This window comes from Buttiauxella sp. WJP83 (assembly GCF_027594725.1).
GTDB lineage: Bacteria > Pseudomonadota > Gammaproteobacteria > Enterobacterales > Enterobacteriaceae > Buttiauxella > Buttiauxella selenatireducens.
In genome coordinates this window covers 1,895,730-1,911,599 of sequence record NZ_CP110080.1, presented here as the reverse complement: position 1 = coordinate 1,911,599, position 15,870 = coordinate 1,895,730, and the positions used below count along the sequence as shown (strand labels likewise).

General features: G+C 48.9%; 18 protein-coding genes. 6 read left to right on the top strand and 12 right to left on the bottom strand.

Annotated features, from left to right (window positions below; translation table 11 throughout):
- Positions 1-4: 4 nt before the first annotated feature.
- The 5 genes from ruvA to aspS all read right to left on the bottom strand — a co-directional run bounded on the left by ruvA (position 5) and on the right by aspS (position 4,353).
- Positions 5-616 (bottom strand): Holliday junction branch migration protein RuvA, encoded by a 612-nt coding sequence (gene ruvA / locus OH773_RS08835; protein ID WP_270144916.1) that lies wholly within the window; start codon positions 614-616, stop codon positions 5-7.
- A 73-nt stretch (positions 617-689) separates the two neighbouring features.
- Positions 690-1,211, bottom strand: coding sequence for a crossover junction endodeoxyribonuclease RuvC (ruvC, locus tag OH773_RS08830; protein WP_270145773.1), 522 nt, complete (start codon positions 1,209-1,211; stop codon positions 690-692).
- Between the two features lie 43 nt (positions 1,212-1,254).
- Entirely contained in the window at positions 1,255-1,998 is a 744-nt protein-coding gene (locus OH773_RS08825) for a YebC/PmpR family DNA-binding transcriptional regulator (RefSeq protein WP_034496310.1), read from the bottom strand.
- A gap of 147 nt (positions 1,999-2,145) precedes the next feature.
- A complete protein-coding gene (gene nudB, locus OH773_RS08820) occupies positions 2,146-2,580 on the bottom strand; it encodes a dihydroneopterin triphosphate diphosphatase (RefSeq protein ID WP_270144911.1) in 435 nt (144 codons plus the stop codon).
- Positions 2,581-4,353: an aspartate--tRNA ligase gene (gene aspS / locus OH773_RS08815; RefSeq protein ID WP_270144909.1), complete on the bottom strand. Its 1,773-nt coding sequence runs from the start codon at positions 4,351-4,353 to the stop codon at positions 2,581-2,583. It lies immediately after the preceding gene.
- A 249-nt stretch (positions 4,354-4,602) separates the two neighbouring features.
- Between aspS and OH773_RS08810 the strand changes: the two genes are divergently transcribed.
- From OH773_RS08810 to cmoB, 5 genes are all read left to right on the top strand, one after another.
- Positions 4,603-5,169: a hydrolase gene (locus OH773_RS08810; RefSeq protein WP_270144906.1), complete on the top strand. Its 567-nt coding sequence runs from the start codon at positions 4,603-4,605 to the stop codon at positions 5,167-5,169.
- A gap of 138 nt (positions 5,170-5,307) precedes the next feature.
- The gene (locus OH773_RS08805; RefSeq protein WP_270144904.1) at positions 5,308-6,126 is read left to right on the top strand and encodes a DUF72 domain-containing protein; all 819 of its coding nucleotides are present in this window, start codon (positions 5,308-5,310) and stop codon (positions 6,124-6,126) included.
- 70 nt (positions 6,127-6,196) lie between these two features.
- Entirely contained in the window at positions 6,197-6,592 is a 396-nt protein-coding gene (locus OH773_RS08800; protein WP_183269578.1) for an MAPEG family protein, read from the top strand.
- A 39-nt stretch (positions 6,593-6,631) separates the two neighbouring features.
- Positions 6,632-7,375, top strand: coding sequence for a carboxy-S-adenosyl-L-methionine synthase CmoA (cmoA, locus tag OH773_RS08795; protein ID WP_270144902.1), 744 nt, complete (start codon positions 6,632-6,634; stop codon positions 7,373-7,375).
- The gene (gene cmoB / locus OH773_RS08790; RefSeq protein WP_270144900.1) at positions 7,372-8,343 is read left to right on the top strand and encodes a tRNA 5-methoxyuridine(34)/uridine 5-oxyacetic acid(34) synthase CmoB; all 972 of its coding nucleotides are present in this window, start codon (positions 7,372-7,374) and stop codon (positions 8,341-8,343) included. The genes cmoA and cmoB overlap by 4 nt, the downstream gene beginning before the upstream one ends.
- 32 nt (positions 8,344-8,375) lie before the next feature.
- On the opposite strand, the gene fumD is transcribed toward cmoB, so the two are convergent.
- The 6 genes from fumD to cutC form a co-directional block, all read right to left on the bottom strand.
- Positions 8,376-8,588 carry a fumarate hydratase FumD gene (gene fumD / locus OH773_RS08785; protein ID WP_183269581.1) on the bottom strand — a complete coding sequence of 71 codons (213 nt, stop codon included), beginning with the start codon at positions 8,586-8,588 and terminating at the stop codon, positions 8,376-8,378.
- A gap of 96 nt (positions 8,589-8,684) precedes the next feature.
- Positions 8,685-8,903, bottom strand: a complete 219-nt coding sequence (locus OH773_RS08780) for an acyl carrier protein (protein ID WP_183269582.1) — start codon at positions 8,901-8,903, stop codon at positions 8,685-8,687.
- Positions 8,904-8,921: 18 nt separating this feature from the next.
- Positions 8,922-10,358, bottom strand: a complete 1,437-nt coding sequence (locus tag OH773_RS08775) for an AMP-binding protein (RefSeq protein ID WP_270144896.1) — start codon at positions 10,356-10,358, stop codon at positions 8,922-8,924.
- Complete coding sequence (locus tag OH773_RS08770) at positions 10,355-11,476, bottom strand: MBOAT family O-acyltransferase (protein WP_270144894.1); 1,122 nt, start codon at positions 11,474-11,476, stop codon at positions 10,355-10,357. Before OH773_RS08770 ends, OH773_RS08775 begins: the two co-directional genes overlap by 4 nt.
- 127 nt (positions 11,477-11,603) lie before the next feature.
- On the bottom strand, positions 11,604-12,743 hold the full coding sequence (locus OH773_RS08765) for a D-alanyl-lipoteichoic acid biosynthesis protein DltD (RefSeq protein ID WP_270145771.1): 1,140 nt from the start codon (positions 12,741-12,743) through the stop codon (positions 11,604-11,606).
- Positions 12,744-13,129: 386 nt separating this feature from the next.
- Entirely contained in the window at positions 13,130-13,879 is a 750-nt protein-coding gene (gene cutC / locus OH773_RS08760) for a copper homeostasis protein CutC (RefSeq protein WP_270144892.1), read from the bottom strand.
- An 89-nt stretch (positions 13,880-13,968) separates the two neighbouring features.
- Here cutC and OH773_RS08755 point away from each other — a divergent pair, with 89 nt between their 5' ends.
- Positions 13,969-15,117 (top strand): MalY/PatB family protein, encoded by a 1,149-nt coding sequence (locus OH773_RS08755; protein ID WP_270144890.1) that lies wholly within the window; start codon positions 13,969-13,971, stop codon positions 15,115-15,117.
- 18 nt (positions 15,118-15,135) lie between these two features.
- On the opposite strand, the gene OH773_RS08750 is transcribed toward OH773_RS08755, so the two are convergent.
- On the bottom strand, positions 15,136-15,708 hold the full coding sequence (locus tag OH773_RS08750) for a VOC family protein (protein ID WP_270144887.1): 573 nt from the start codon (positions 15,706-15,708) through the stop codon (positions 15,136-15,138).
- Between the last annotated feature and the right edge of the window lie 162 nt (positions 15,709-15,870).

Genomic DNA, 15,870 nt, shown 5'->3' with positions numbered 1-15,870 from the left:
GACTTCAAAGTGCTGCGCGGAGTGCTTCGCGAATCAGCGTTTCACAATCAGCACCGGCACGCCCTACTTTGCTGATCATCCGACTCGCTTCCTGTGGTTTATAGCCCAGCGAGACCAGTGCAGCAACCGCTTCCGCTTCTGCATCATCTGTTACACCGCTGTCAGGTGCTGTCAGAACGAGATCAGTTGCAGGCGTGAACAGATCGCCATGCATTCCTTTAAAGCGGTCTTTCATTTCGACAATCAAGCGTTCTGCGGTCTTTTTACCCACGCCCGGCAGCTTGACCAGCGAACCGATTTCTTCACGTTCAACAGCATTTACAAACTGTTGTGCAGACATACCAGAGAGGATCGCCAGCGCCAGTTTCGGGCCCACACCATTCACTTTAATCAGCTCGCGGAACAGCGTGCGTTCTTGTTTATTGTTGAAACCGTAGAGCAATTGCGCGTCTTCACGCACCACAAATTGAGTAAAGACAATCGCCTCTTTACCGATTTCTGGGAGTTCATAGAAACAGGTCATTGGCATATGGACTTCATACCCTACGCCACCGACTTCCATGAGTACCAGCGGCGGCTGTTTTTCCAGAATGATGCCTCTGAGTCGTCCAATCACAATACTGCTCCTACGGTTGCGCTAAAAATTTTGTCTATCATATAAAAAAGGCTGGATGAATATCCAGCCCTATTTATTTTAATCGCCCTCGCGATAAATTTAATCGCGAATCACTCATTTGCATCGAGTTTTGCGTGACATGGCAATGCGTGATGGCAATCGCTAACGCATCCGCCGCATCCGCCTGCGGGTTGGCTGAGAGTTTCAGCAAGGTGCGCACCATGTGTTGCACCTGGCTTTTCTCCGCGCTTCCGATACCGACCACCGTCTGTTTTACCTGACGGGCTGCGTATTCAAAAACGGGAAGATCATGGTTTACCGCTGCAACAATTGCAGCACCTCGAGCCTGTCCGAGTTTAAGTGCAGAATCGGCATTCTTAGCCATAAATACGGATTCGATAGCGAAATATTCAGGCTGGAACTGGGTGATGATTTCGCTCACCCCCGCGTAGATAAGCTTCAAACGCGAGGGTAAGTCGGTAACCTGAGTACGAATACAGCCACTACCCAAATAAGTTAGCTGCCGACCGGTCTGACGAATCACGCCATAACCGGTAACGCGTGACCCCGGATCGATGCCGAGAATAATTGCCATCACGCGTCGCCCATAAACAGGTTTACGGTTTCAGACAACTTCATTATAAAGTTGCCGCAACCTCGTCAGAGATCTCACCGTTGTGATAAACCTCTTGCACGTCATCGCAGTCTTCCAACATGTCGATAAGGCGCATCAGCTTCGGTGCCGTTTCCGCGTCCATATCCGCTTTGGTGGATGGGATCATGGAGATTTCTGCTTCGTCGGCTTTCAGACCTGCGGCTTCCAGTGCGTCACGAACAGCACCCATTTCTTCCCAGGCAGTAAACACGTCAATTGCACCATCGTCGTAAGAAACAACGTCTTCGGCACCGGCTTCAAGAGCGGCTTCCATCACGGTGTCTTCATCTTTGCCCGGTGCATAGGAGATAACGCCTTTTTTGGTGAACAGATAGGCTACAGAGCCGTCTGTCCCCAGGTTCCCACCACATTTGTTGAACGCATGGCGCACTTCAGCCACGGTACGGTTGCGGTTGTCGCTCAGGCACTCAACCATGACCGCTGAACCACCAGGACCGTAACCTTCATAAATGATGGTTTCCATGTTGGTGTCTTCATCACCACCCACACCACGCGCAATGGCACGGTTTAAGGTGTCACGCGTCATGTTGTTGGATAATGCTTTATCAATCGCAGCACGCAGACGCGGGTTAGAACCTGGATCTCCGCCACCCAGACGGGCTGCTGTGACCAGCTCGCGAATGATTTTGGTAAAGATTTTGCCGCGTTTAGAATCTTGTGCTGCTTTGCGGTGTTTCGTGTTGGCCCACTTACTATGACCTGCCATAAAATTATCTCCAATTCCCTTCGTCTTTTAGCTCTCAGGTGCGTTGGCGGCACCCGCTCAGACCCATCACTGACTCAAGTCAGCTCAGGGTGACTCTCGGTCTTGCCGCCTTCCTGAGAACTAAAATTCTTGGGAAAACTCATTAAGTTAAATTACAAACTCTTCTATCGCTTGCCGGTTGCTCCACGATTTGGTCATAGCCGCCGCAGCTTGTGCGTCCGCCCATTCCCAGGCCAGATGTTCCGAAATGGTTATCTGGCGTTCGTGAGGCAGCGCAAGACAGAACCAATATTCCGTGTTGCGCGTAATCCCCGGTGCATAGCGATGACGCAAATGTGTAAAAATCTCAAACTCCACACAACGTTGGCAGTCCATCAAGGTCAGTTGCTCTGAGACAACATCTATATCGACCTCTTCCTTTACTTCACGCTGCGCGGCATACAGCGCGGTTTCACCCTCTTCTATACTGCCGGTAACCGACTGCCAGAATTCAGGATCGTCGCGCCGCTGTAACATGAGCACCCGTCCGGTATCTTGTGCAAAAATAACCACTAACACTGAGACGGGACGCTTAAAGGCCATTTATTCTTTCTCAGCCTTTTTAATCACTGCCACACCCAGCTCAGCCAGAGCCTGCGGGTTAGCAAAGCTTGGTGCTTCAGTCATCAGACACGCCGCTGCGGTTGTTTTCGGGAATGCGATAACATCACGGATGTTGTCGGTACCGGTCAGCAGCATGGTCAGACGGTCCAGACCAAACGCCAGGCCTGCATGCGGTGGTGTGCCGTACTTCAGGGCATCAAGCAGGAAGCCGAACTTCTCACGTTGATCTTCTTCGGTAATCCCCAGGATACCAAACACAGTCTGCTGCATCTGGCCGTTGTGAATACGAACAGAACCGCCACCCACTTCGTAGCCATTGATGACCATGTCGTATGCGTTAGCAACCGCAGATTCCGGGTCTGCCGCCAGTTGTTCTGGAGACATATCTTTAGGCGCGGTGAACGGGTGGTGCATTGCGGTCAGGCCGCCTTCGCCATTGTCTTCAAACATTGGGAAGTCGATAACCCACAATGGTGCCCACGCATTTTCATTGGTGATGCTCAGGTCTTTACCGATTTTGAGACGCAGTGCGCCAAGTGCATCGGCAACCACTTTCTTGTTGTCTGCGCCGAAGAAAATCATGTCGCCGTCTTGTGCGCCGGTACGGGCCAGAATGGCTTCTACGATGTCTGCATTCAGGAACTTCGCCACTGGGCTGGTAATGCCTTCAATGCCTTTCGCACGTTCGTTCACTTTGATGTATGCCAGCCCTTTCGCGCCGTAAATCTCAATGAACTTGCCGTAGTCGTCAATCTGTTTGCGGCTAATCTGTGCGCCACCCGGCACACGCAGTGCCGCAACACGGCCTTTAGCATCGTTTGCTGGGCCGGAGAAGACTTTGAATTCGATGTCTTTGAGCAGGTCAGCAACATCCACCAGCTCCATTGGGTTACGCAGGTCTGGTTTGTCAGAGCCGTAACGGCGCTCTGCTTCTGCGAAAGTCATGATTGGGAAATCGCCCAAATCAACGTTTTTCACATCGAGCCACAGTTCGCGAACCAGTTTTTCCATCACTTCACGCACTTGCGGTGCAGTCATGAAAGAGGTTTCGACGTCGATCTGAGTAAATTCAGGCTGACGGTCTGCACGCAAATCTTCGTCGCGGAAGCATTTAACAATCTGATAGTAGCGATCAAAGCCTGACATCATCAGCAACTGCTTGAACAGCTGTGGAGACTGCGGCAGTGCGTAGAATTTGCCTTTGTGAACACGGCTCGGTACCAGATAGTCACGCGCGCCTTCTGGCGTGGCTTTGGTCAGCATTGGCGTTTCGATATCCAGGAAACCCTGGTCATCCATAAAGCGACGCACGAAGCTGGTGATTTTAGCGCGAGTCTTCAGGCGATTCGCCATTTCCGGGCGACGCAGGTCCAGATAACGGAATTTCAGACGCGCTTCTTCAGTGTTGACGTGGTTAGAATCCAGCGGCAGCGCTTCAGAGCGGTTGATGATGGTCAGATCGGTTGCGAAAACTTCCACAGCACCCGTTGCCATATCTTTGTTGATATTTTTCTCATCACGCGGGCGAACGGTGCCGGTGATTTGAATGCAGAACTCATTACGCAGTTCGGAAGCAAGCTGGAACGCGTCCTGACGGTCCGGGTCGAAAAACACCTGCACGATGCCTTCGCGATCGCGCATATCAATAAAGATAAGGCTACCGAGGTCACGACGACGATTGACCCAACCACATAGTGTTACTTGTTGTCCCACATGGGATTGATTGAGCTGCCCGCAATATACTGTACGCATGAGATATCCCTTAAATTAGCCGCACACTGCAACGGTGGCCACTATTTTCTATGTCAGATATAGTTGAAAAAAGGGGGCTATTATACTGGAAATAATGCCCGGCGATAAGCCCGATACACCTGCATGAAGCGTTTCAAAGTCCCTTGTTTGCGCAAAACTCACAAAAATTAACAAAATTTGTAAACAGTGGTGCTCTCGTTCCGTCGTAAGGTACTACGCGATAACCTCATTTTGACCCGGAGTCACCCAATGTTAGATCTGAATACTTCCCGAACCGCACTCGTCATCATTGATTTACAAGAAGGCATTTTGCCGTTTGCGGGCGGTCCGTATAGTGCACAGGATGTGGTGGCTCGTTCGGCCAAACTGGCTGAAAAATTCCGCGCTCACAATGCGCCGGTCATTATGGTGCGTGTTGGCTGGTCAAAAGATTTTGCTGAAGCCCTAAAACAACCGGTCGATGCGCAAGCTGGCGCACATGCTTTACCGGAAAATTGGTGGGTTTACCCGGAAGCCTTGGGTAAAAAAGAGAGCGACATTGAAGTCACTAAACGCCAGTGGGGCGCATTTTACGGCACCGATTTAGAACTCCAGTTGCGCCGTCGTGGGATCGACACCATTGTGCTGTGCGGTATTTCCACCAATATCGGCGTGGAATCCACCGCGCGTAATGCCTGGGAGTTGGGCTTTAACCTGATCATCGCGGAAGATGCCTGCAGCGCTGCCAGCAGTGAACAACATCAGGGAAGCATGACGAATATCTTCCCGCGTATTGGACGCGTTCGTCGCACCGAAGAGATTCTCTCCTCGCTCTAAGTAAACCACTGCCTACCCTATATCATTCAGGTTGTAGGTAGGCGGCAAGGGAGATTATCCCGATGAGCTTACTAAAGTAAGTGACTCGGGTAATCGAGCGTAGCCAACACCCCTACAACTTGAAGGATGACGGGTAGGATGACTTATATTGGCCTTCCCCAATGGTCACACCCTAAATGGGTGCGACTGGGTATTACTTCCCTTGAAGATTACGCTCGACACTTCAATTGTGTGGAAGGCAACACGACGCTTTACGCCCTGCCAAAAGCGGAAATTGTGCAACGCTGGCGCGAGCAAACTGACGATGACTTCCGCTTCTGTTTCAAATTCCCGGCAACGATTTCGCACAATGCCGCACTGCGACAGTGTAAAGACCTGACTGCCGAATTTCTCGACAGAATGTCTCCGCTGGCAAACCGCATCGGGCAATATTGGCTGCAGCTTCCGGCCACATTTGGGCCTGCAGATTTACCCGCGCTGTGGAATTTTCTCGATACGTTGCCAAAGGATTTCACCTACGGCGTTGAAGTTCGCCACCCTTCTTTCTTCGATAAAAGTGTCGATGAACAAACACTCAATCGCGGCCTGCATCAACGCGGTGTCAACCGCGTCATTCTCGATAGCCGCCCGGTGCATAGCGCGAAACCTCACAATGAAGCCATCCGCGATGCGCAACGCAAAAAGCCTAAAGTACCGGTTCATGCGTTGATGACAGCCAGCAATCCACTGGTGCGGTTTATCGGCAGCGACGACATGCAACAAAACCTCGCGCTCTTCGAGGTTTGGCTTAAAACCCTGCCCAAATGGGAACTTAAATCCGTCCCTTATCTGTTCTTGCACACGCCGGATATTGGAGAAGTGCAGGATTTAGTGCATACCCTGTGGCCTGGTTTGCAACAGGCATTCCCGGAAATAGGCAACGAGCCGGCCATTCCCAAACAAAACTCCCTATTTTAGGGGTAGCGACAGCGGATAGGTTGCGCTGCTATCATAGGCGGCGCTGGAACTATCTCTAAAGGATGTGGGTATGGTAAGCGCGCTCTACGCCGTTTTGGGTGCTTTGTTGCTGATTAAGTTTTCGTTTGATGTTGTTCGTATGCGTTTGCAATACCGCGTCTCTTATGGCGATGGCGGTTTTAGCGAACTTCAGAGCGCAATTCGAATTCACGGTAATGCAGTAGAATATATTCCCATCGCGTTACTGCTTTTATTACTGATGGAAATGAACGGTGCCGAAACATGGATGGTGCATGTTTGTGGGCTGTTGCTGATTGCCGGACGCCTGATGCACTCTTATGGTTTCCATCATCGTTTAGTCAGTTGGCGTCGTTCTGGCATGAGTGCCACCTGGGCTTCTTTAATCCTGATGGTGCTGGCTAACCTATGGTATATGCCATGGGAGTTGGTTTTCTCTTTGCATTAACGCAAAATATCACCCTTTCGAAATTCCGGATTTAACGTAATGTCTGACCGCGATACATTGTTTTCCGCCCCGATCGCCAAATTAGGTGACTGGACCTTTGATGAACGCGTGGCTGAAGTGTTCCCCGATATGATTCAACGATCGGTGCCAGGCTACTCCAATATTATTTCGATGATTGGCATGCTGGCAGAGCGCTTTGTGGCACCCGGTAGCCAGGTTTACGATCTCGGCTGCTCACTGGGTGCGGCAACATTATCTGTACGTCGTAATATTCATCACGAGAACTGCAAAATTATCGCGGTAGATAACTCCCCCGCGATGGTCGAACGCTGCCGCCGCCATTTAGATGCATTTAAAGCGCAAACGCCGGTCGACGTTATTGAAGGCGATATTCGCAATATCGTTATCGAAAATGCCTCAATGGTGGTGCTGAACTTCACTCTACAATTCCTGGAGCCCGAAGACCGCCAGTTGCTGCTTGAGAAAATCTATCGCGGCCTGAATCCTGGTGGTGCGTTAGTGCTGTCGGAAAAATTCAGCTTCGAAGATGGTGAAGTGGGTGAATTGCTGTTCAACATGCACCACGATTTTAAACGTGCAAACGGTTATAGCGAGCTGGAAATCAGCCAAAAGCGCAGCATGCTGGAAAATGTCATGCTCACCGACTCTGTCGAAACACATAAAAAACGCCTCAAACAAGCCGGATTTGACCACGCAGAATTATGGTTCCAGTGCTTTAACTTTGGCTCTTTAGTCGCACTGAAATCAGGAACATCTGCATGATCGACTTTGGTAATTTTTATCAGCTTATTGCGAAAAGCCCTTTGGCCCCATGGCTGGAAACACTGCCTGCACAAATTGCGACCTGGCAGCGAGAAAACCTCCACGGCCAGTTCAAACACTGGTACAACACGGTTGAGTATTTGCCGGAACTCACGCCACATCACCTGGATTTATTGCACAGCGTGACGGCGCAATCGCAAGAGTCATTGAGTGAAGGCCAAAAGCTGGGTATCGAAAAACTGTTGCGCAACCTGATGCCATGGCGCAAAGGGCCATACTCCCTTTATGGCGTAGACATCGATACTGAGTGGCGTTCTGATCTGAAGTGGGACCGCGTATTGCCGCACATCTCCCCGCTCGCCGGGCGCACTATTCTGGATGTCGGCTGTGGTAGCGGTTATCACTTATGGCGCATGATTGGCGCGGGCGCGCACCTTGCGGTAGGCATCGACCCCATGCAACTGTTCGTTTGCCAGTTTGAAGCGGTGCGTAAACTGCTGGGTAACGATCAACGTGCGCATGTGCTGCCGTTAGGTATTGAGCAACTCCCGGAGCTGAATATCTTCGATACCGTGTTTTCGATGGGCGTGTTGTACCACCGCCGTTCTCCGCTCGATCACCTTTATCAGTTGAAAAACCAACTAGTGAAAGAGGGTGAGCTGGTTCTGGAAACGTTGGTCGTAGAAGGTGACGAAAATACCGTGCTGGTGCCGGGTGAGCGTTACGCGCAAATGCGCAACGTCTATTACATCCCGTCAGCATTGGCGTTGAAAAACTGGCTTGAGAAATGTGGTTTTGTCGATGTTCGCATCGTTGACCATTGCTATACCACCAGCGAAGAACAGCGCAAAACCAGTTGGCTGACGACCGAGTCGCTGGCCGATTTCCTCGACCCGAACGACCCGACCAAAACCATCGAAGGCTACCCCGCCCCGCTCCGCGCCGTTTTAGTCGCGCGTAAGCCGTAAATAGTTAGCAAGGCCACCGTGGGTGGCCTTCTTTACTTCGCTGCAAAGCCCAAAGCACGAATCACTTCTTCCATTGCCGCACTTGTCAGTTCTGAACGCTGAATTTTACTGTTAGCTGACATCGTTCTGATCACGCCCGCTATCACCACATGTTTCGGCTCCTGACCCAGGTCGCGCATTTCAAGCACAACCTTCCCGACAACACGGCACATCTCATCGTAAAGCTCTTTGTCAGTGATATTCATTTTGCCCTCCGTTATTTAGAGGGAGCCTAACACGTTTAATTTATTAAATAAAAAACCCCGGTTATTACCGGGGCCAAAACTTAAAAAATCTAATTTTTAGACGTTTTCTTCAAGCCATGCCGTTAACATTGCTGGTGTTTTCAGAATATTTGCAATGTCAGTCGGTGGAATAGCACAGCCAAATTCTGCCTGCACCTCCAGAACGATATCGACTGCAGTAATTGAATCGAGAATATCTGATTCAATTAGCTCATCGTTCATCGCTACTTTGCGTGACAACACATTTTCAAATATCGCTAAGACTTTCTGTTCCATATTTATGCCCTTTGATTATCAGCAGGTCCGAGCCTGGACATCGAGTAATTTACGGTCAATTTTGCCGTTGGTGTTAAGCGGTAAGGTATCCATGATGACAATCTGCGAAGGCACCATGTAAGAGGGTAAAGTTTGTGTGAGATTGGCTTTAATCTCTTTTTCAGAGAGTTTTGATGTGCAAAAAGCTGCCAGACGTAAAACTGCACCGTCTTTCTTCGTTAGCGGTAAAACAACCGCTTCACTGACCCCAGAAAGCGCCAGCAACCGGTTTTCAATTTCATGAATTTCGATGCGGTAGCCATTGAGTTTAATCTGGCTGTCGTTTCGGCCCTGGCAGTATAAAACATCATTTGTGGCACGGCCTAAATCGCCGGTTTTATAGCCACGCCATTGTTTATCTTCATCCCACAACAGTTTTTCAGCATTTTCTTTAGCCAGGCCAAGATAGCCACGCATAACGTTTTTTCCCCAGATGATTAATTCATTATTGGGGGTAATTTCCATTTCTGAATGTGGCATCATTTGGCCAATAGGCAAAAGATCGCCCTCTTCCTGCAAAATCTCGTCGCTTATCTCAATCACCGTGGTGGCAATCGTTGCCTCCGTTGGGCCATATGAGTTGAGTATTTTTGCATCAGGGAACAAACGGCGCAGATGTTTTACCAGCGTTTTACTCAGAACTTCACCGATAAAAATAAATACCTTTAAATCAGGCAGACATTCTGCACGGAATTCAGCGAGGAGCAGTTTCTGATAGGCGAATGAAGGGGTAGAAACCCACACGGAAATTTTTTGCTGCTTCAGATGGGCAAGCCAGCTATCCGCAGTAATATCCTCTTTGGCATTAAGAACGATATGTCCGCCAGTGGCCAGATTTCCCAGTAGCGGGATCAGCGATAAATCAAAACTGAATACCGCATGATTCATGAGTACCGGTGTTGCGGGCAAACAAAAATCACTGCGAATCCACTGCATAAAATTCCAGACGCTTTCACGGCCAATCTGGACACCTTTAGGTGTACCGGTACTTCCCGAAGTAAACATAATGTAGGCCAAACCTGGCTCTTGCAGTGGCTGCCCCACTACGCCTGTGGAGATAAAACGATGCTGTTGAACATCATAATAGTAAGGAGCACTGGCTAATTCGCAGATTTCCTTCAGGCGCTCTGCCGGATAAATATTATCCACGGGGATATATGGGATATTGTGCAACAGGCAGCTGTAAATGGCGCAAGCGAATTCGGCCTGTTGATGGCCATAAAGCACCACAGGAATGTTCTGTGATAAATTTAGCGCGGCAAAACGTTCCGCCCAGTCAACCACAGCGAAACTCAGCTCACGCCAGGTCAGGCTATTATCACTGCCACTTATCGCCAGTTGTTGAGGATTTTCCGGGTTAAGTAACACCGTGCGCAGATAATCACTTAACTGCTGTAATTCATCGCTGTTCTTCATACAGGAGACATTCCGCTAAAGATATATAAAGAGGCAGCTGCACTTGCCAGTGTCAAAATCCGCCCCAGGAATACAATAAAAGGTTTTTTTAACCATGCGTCCATTTTTTGGCTGCGCTTCGCAAACCAAAGAATCATATTATGGATAACCGAAATCCCGCCAAACAGCGCGCCACTGACGACGTAATTAAGCTCCAGCCCATTCCATGCCCCCATGCAAAATAGTGTGCAAAAAATACCGATATTTTGCGCCGTCGCTTTATGATTTCTGAAGAACTCTACCTTCATCAAATTCATATAAATTGGCATGAACACTACATCACGCAGCCACTCTGAGAGGCTAATATGAAATCTGCGCCAGAAATCCTGGGGATTTTTTGCCAATATAGGCAAGTTAAAATTGGCGGGTAGATTCAGACCAAATAAACGCCCTGCGCCTATTGCCATGTTACTGTAACCGGCAAAATCAAAATAAAGATAAAAGCTGTAGGCCAGTGACATCACGATGCCAACCGTCAACGTAAAAGGGCGATGGCTCCAATGGCTAATAACGAAGTTATCAATCAGCATGGCAAACAGAAACTTCTGCACAATCCCATAAAAAATCTGTTCCATGGATTGCAGGAACACGTTCGTTGTTAAGCGAAAGTTGGCTTGGGTAATATCCTGAACCCAACTTCTCCAGCGATACATCGGTCCCGCCAGGATAATAAAGGGCAAAAAGAGATAGCTGAAATACTGGAAGAAATCCCGGGAATCTTTCTTATTGCGATAGAGTAAAACATCCACCGCCCTGAAAGTCATAAAGGAAAGACCTAACATCCCCCAATGGTTATTCAGATGCAATTTAACCAAAATCAGTGGCAACAAACTGAGGATGACCGACTGCCAGGTTTTAAGCCACAATTTGTCTTTTAACGTGGCGATACCATATAAATAGATAAACATCAGCAGCGGAATGGTTATCTGGCTTTTAAAAATGTATCCCCAGACTGCAAACATCGCAAAAGCAGAAAACAGTGAGGCATAACTTAACCGGTTACCCAGCACACGGTTTGCCCCAGAAAACAGCAGCGAACTGGCAAATAACACAGCGTAAAAAGGCGCGCTTGTATACATTTTCTTATTCCTTAAAACTGTTGATATTCAAAGTGCAGCTTTAAATTCATGCTGTTATCAATTGATGACCAGGCGACTACCGTTGTCAGCAAAAAGAGATAAAGGAAAAAGAGACGGATGGCTTTTTTCATTTATTAAACGCCTCTGCGATAAAATGGTCCATTGCAACCCAGGCTAACTCCGTAGGGTGGAGGCGATCCCAGTTCCATCCCTCTTGATAGCTGTGGTTGTACATATCAAAATAGGGAGTGTTATATTTTTTCAATGTCGCCTGAATATAACGGTCAGTCGTTTTAAATTTTTCGGTGTGTTTTAATGCCCACGGATTAAGCGGATCGATGATAACCACCACGTTAACCTGGCGCTCATTCAGCAGTTTTATCATGGCTGTAAATGCCTGCATTTCTTGCTGTGATGGCGGTGTGGGATACCACTCATCCGCCGTTTTCACATCATCAAAGACTTCTTTATCCATCCACAGCGTTGCCGCACTTTCATGCCGCGCACGGTTAAGTTGCTGTGCCTGCTGAAGCTGTGCATTCCAGTCAATGTATTGCCAGCTATTATTTAATACCGGCCATGGTTGTGACTCAGCGTGACGAATATGAGCCAATGACAAATAATAATCTCTGACTAATTCACAGAATGAAGAAAACTGGTATTTGATTTCACGCCAGACAATATGGTAATGCCAGCCAAATATATGCATCTGACTAAAGGTTAAATGGTCAACATCCTGTGGATCGATATGCGTTAAATAATTCGACAGTATCGGCCGCATGGTTTTATCAGACATCAGAGGTTTGAATATGGCGTCTGGAAAATGGTCAGCAAAAATAGTCGGTGGGACCCCCTCAAAATAGAAGCTATCCGGTGCAATCAGCAGCACAAGTTTCGTTTTTAGTGAAAGGTCTTGTTTAAAGCGCGTCAACAAAGCGAGCTGCGTCATGTTGTCAACATAGCTATCACCATAGGCAACCGTCGGGTGATGCAGCTTTGTATTAAAAAAATTATAAACCGCAAAATGCTCATTTTCAGACGTTGCCACTTCAGACGCCCCGAGGAAAAAGATCGCATTGCCCTTCAATGCATGCGAAATAGTAGCTATTTTCTCAGCCTGAACTTTACGTGTTCCTTCCATTGTTTTAATTAACGGCTGAAAATTTAACGGCGTATGCAAACTATTGATAAAAGGTGGCAGGGTTAACAATAAAGTGGCAAGGATCGCCATAGAAATATGCAACAAAATAGCTTTATTTATTTTCATCATTAACACAACTTTGTCGGCATTAAATAAAAATAGAAAATATTGCTCTATCAACCTATTTTTAAAGGATTTTGATCATAAGGAAATGGACCGCAGGGGTCATTGAGTGATTGGTATCGGTATGTAACGCTATGTACAGAATAATAATTACATAACAATGATATAACAATTTAACCACAGAGGAATTGCCAGAGAGAAGGAATACTCTGCCACGCAATGTTGAAGAAATTATGGCGAAAGAGAGATATTTGATACGTCAGCGCGTAACCATTTGCGGCAACGAGACTGCGGGATAAAAAAAGCCCCGGCAAAACACCGGGGCCTGGTACGAGCGAGCATCACATGGGCGACATGATGCACGGTCAAAAACTCTTAGCCTTCATACTTCACGTTGCAGATTGGCTTGCAACCAACATGGCTTTCATTGCGGCTACCACGTCGCCATCAACGCAGTAGCGGTTAAACTCATCGGCCTCAGCATCAGCACTCATTGAGACACCGGCTTTGCGATAACGCATCGGTGACGCCACAGTCTGACCGGCGGAACTGTGCATTTCATCAATTCCGTGCTCGACAAATTTTTCCAAATTGCTGAGCCTGACGCCTGCACCCGCCATAATGATTGGAGCACGGGAATGTTGTTTTAGTTCCCTAAGCAATGAAAGTCCGAGTTCAGCATTTTGTTGTTGGCCTGAAGTCAGGATCCGCGCCACACCCAAATCGGTTAATTGCTCCAGCGCTTGATGAGGGTTATGGCACATATCGAATGCGCGATGGAACGTCACGGCCATCCCCTGCGCGTGTTCCATGACCTGCTTCATGCGAGCCACATCAATATGGCCTTCGCCGTCGAGCATACCGATGACCAAGCCCGGGTATCCCAATTCACGCACGAACGCGATATCTTCGAGCATGGTTTCAAACTCGGCATCGGTGTAGCAAAAATCGCCGCCACGCGGGCGAATAATCGGATGCACGGGGATCGACACTCGCCGCTTAACCTGACGCAGCACTCCCGCTGACGGGGTCAAGCCGCCCTCTTTTGGAGCTGCACACAATTCAATTCTGTCCGCTCCGGCTTGTTGCGCTGTGACTGCACAGTCAATTCCATAACAACATATCTCAAGCAAAGGCATTGATTACTCCTTAAAATCTTCAGCCTGGCGGTTGTGCCACGGGTTCAGAATGATAATCTGAAATCAGGATCACAAAAAGGTATGTAATCATGGCATTCAATTTTGATGAAGGCATCGACCGCCGTCACAGCGACAGCTCGAAGTGGAATAAATACAGTGATGAGGTTTTGCCGATGTGGGTTGCGGATATGGATTTTCGCTCGCCGCCCTGCATTATTGATGCGCTGCGCCAGCGCGTCGAGCACGGTGTATTTGGCTATGGTGTCCGGCCAAAAGCGTTGATCGAGGTGATTATTCAACGCATGGCAAACCTCTATCAGTGGCAGGTTAAACCTGAATGGATTGTCATTTTACCAGGAGTGGTCGCCGGTCTGAACATCAGTGTTCGAGCCTTCACCTCCCCGGACGAATCAACGATTGCACCAACCCCCATTTATCCTCCCTTCAGAAAATCGTCAGCGTTTGCCACGCGCTCACAACTTAATGCACCATTACGTCTTGAAAATGGCCGCTGGATCATGGATTTGCCATCACTCGAAGCACAGCTCACCGGCAAAGAAAAATTGCTGATGCTGTGCAACCCGCAAAACCCTGGCGGCACCGTTTATAGCCGCGAAGAGTTGCAGCAACAGCTCGCATTCGCGCAACGTCACGATTTAGTTGTTTGTTCTGATGAGATTCATTGTGATTTGTTGCTCGACCGGGATGCGCAGCATATTCCTTTTGCCACGCTAAGTGCAGACGCCGAACAGCGTTCGATTACCCTGCTATCGCCATCCAAAACCTTTAACATTGCCGGTCTTGGCGCATCCTTTGCGATTATTCCTGATCCGCTTTTACGCCAGCGATTCAATGCGACGCGTGAGGGAATCGTGCCAGGTGTTGATGTGCTGGCACTTACCGCCGCCACCGCCGCCTGGCAAGAGGGTGACGCCTGGTTGCAAGCGCTACTGCCCTATTTACGTCGCAATCGCGATCGTCTTGTCGGTGCTATCAACAACATGCCAGGTTTAACCATGACGGCTCCGCAAGCGACTTATCTGGGATGGGTCGATGCCACGGCTTTACCGGTCGACAACCCCACGCTGTTCTTCCAGCAAGCCGGATTAGGCTTCTCGCCAGGTGCCGATTTTGGCGAGGCAAAATTCGTGCGTATTAACTTCGGTTGCACATCGGCAAATCTTGAAGAAGCCATCAAACGAATGGCGGCTGCGGTTCAATCCGTTAACGCAGCCTGACTCTTTCGAAATCCGTGTTTAAACCGGGGATTCGAGTTCGCTGGCGACAATCTCTTCAATACTCCAGGGATGGAATTTGATGGTGACTTTGCCGTCAGTGACCGCAAGCGTTGGGTTTGGCAGACGTTCCCGCTCCCCTTTTGGCGAGCTGGTTTTTACCGAAATCCCCGTCTGACGCAGACCTGCGTCGGACATTAAATCCAGCGCCCGCGCATTCAATGTTTCAGGCTCACCCGGCAGCACAATTTCAACATGTTCCCAGCCTTCGTGCGGATAGCGCTTTTCTCCCGGCCACGGCAGTTCCACCACGGTAAATTTCCAGTGCGCGACGCAAACCGGTTCATCGAGTTTAAACAGGCAAATCGGACGATCGTTGATGATATTTTCTGACAGCAGCGTGCCACACTTTTCCAAACCTTCGCGCCAGCGTTGGGCGGTCGTATTCTGATGGCAACGCAATGAAATATGATCAGCGTTGAGTGGGGTTATTTCCAGATCAAGCCGAGCGGCAAGGTGGGCTAACGCTTCGGTAAAACGCGGGAGATCCGCTGAAATATCATTAAGTTCTGCAATTGTTTGCCAGTTGGCCATCGCCCTATCCTCTCATGTCACGAATGGGGGCTAATCTACCTTTTTCATCCACCATCACCAACCCCCATCAAGAGGCCCGTGCTGCGAATGGTTAATCCCTGTACCGTTAATAGTAGTAGAAGGCGCGCGGGGCAAGGCTTTTGCTGACTACAGAGGTTAAAT

Excerpts from the sequence above, each read along its gene's own strand:
- nudB (WP_270144911.1), bottom strand. The coding sequence starts at position 2,580 with ATGGCCTTTAAGCGTCCCGTCTCAGTGTTAGTGGTTATTTTTGCACAA.
- aspS (WP_270144909.1), bottom strand. The coding sequence starts at position 4,353 with ATGCGTACAGTATATTGCGGGCAGCTCAATCAATCCCATGTGGGACAA.
- OH773_RS08755 (WP_270144890.1), top strand. The coding sequence starts at position 13,969 with ATGGCATTCAATTTTGATGAAGGCATCGACCGCCGTCACAGCGACAGC.
- OH773_RS08750 (WP_270144887.1), bottom strand. The coding sequence starts at position 15,708 with ATGGCCAACTGGCAAACAATTGCAGAACTTAATGATATTTCAGCGGAT.
- cutC (WP_270144892.1), bottom strand. The coding sequence starts at position 13,879 with ATGCCTTTGCTTGAGATATGTTGTTATGGAATTGACTGTGCAGTCACA.
- OH773_RS08780 (WP_183269582.1), bottom strand. The coding sequence starts at position 8,903 with ATGGAACAGAAAGTCTTAGCGATATTTGAAAATGTGTTGTCACGCAAA.
- ruvC (WP_270145773.1), bottom strand. The coding sequence starts at position 1,211 with ATGGCAATTATTCTCGGCATCGATCCGGGGTCACGCGTTACCGGTTAT.
- cmoA (WP_270144902.1), top strand. The coding sequence starts at position 6,632 with ATGTCTGACCGCGATACATTGTTTTCCGCCCCGATCGCCAAATTAGGT.
- OH773_RS08805 (WP_270144904.1), top strand. The coding sequence starts at position 5,308 with ATGACTTATATTGGCCTTCCCCAATGGTCACACCCTAAATGGGTGCGA.
- OH773_RS08770 (WP_270144894.1), bottom strand. The coding sequence starts at position 11,476 with ATGTATACAAGCGCGCCTTTTTACGCTGTGTTATTTGCCAGTTCGCTG.
- cmoB (WP_270144900.1), top strand. The coding sequence starts at position 7,372 with ATGATCGACTTTGGTAATTTTTATCAGCTTATTGCGAAAAGCCCTTTG.
- OH773_RS08765 (WP_270145771.1), bottom strand. The coding sequence starts at position 12,743 with ATGAAAATAAATAAAGCTATTTTGTTGCATATTTCTATGGCGATCCTT.
- OH773_RS08825 (WP_034496310.1), bottom strand. The coding sequence starts at position 1,998 with ATGGCAGGTCATAGTAAGTGGGCCAACACGAAACACCGCAAAGCAGCA.
- OH773_RS08810 (WP_270144906.1), top strand. The coding sequence starts at position 4,603 with ATGTTAGATCTGAATACTTCCCGAACCGCACTCGTCATCATTGATTTA.
- fumD (WP_183269581.1), bottom strand. The coding sequence starts at position 8,588 with ATGAATATCACTGACAAAGAGCTTTACGATGAGATGTGCCGTGTTGTC.
- OH773_RS08800 (WP_183269578.1), top strand. The coding sequence starts at position 6,197 with ATGGTAAGCGCGCTCTACGCCGTTTTGGGTGCTTTGTTGCTGATTAAG.
- OH773_RS08775 (WP_270144896.1), bottom strand. The coding sequence starts at position 10,358 with ATGAAGAACAGCGATGAATTACAGCAGTTAAGTGATTATCTGCGCACG.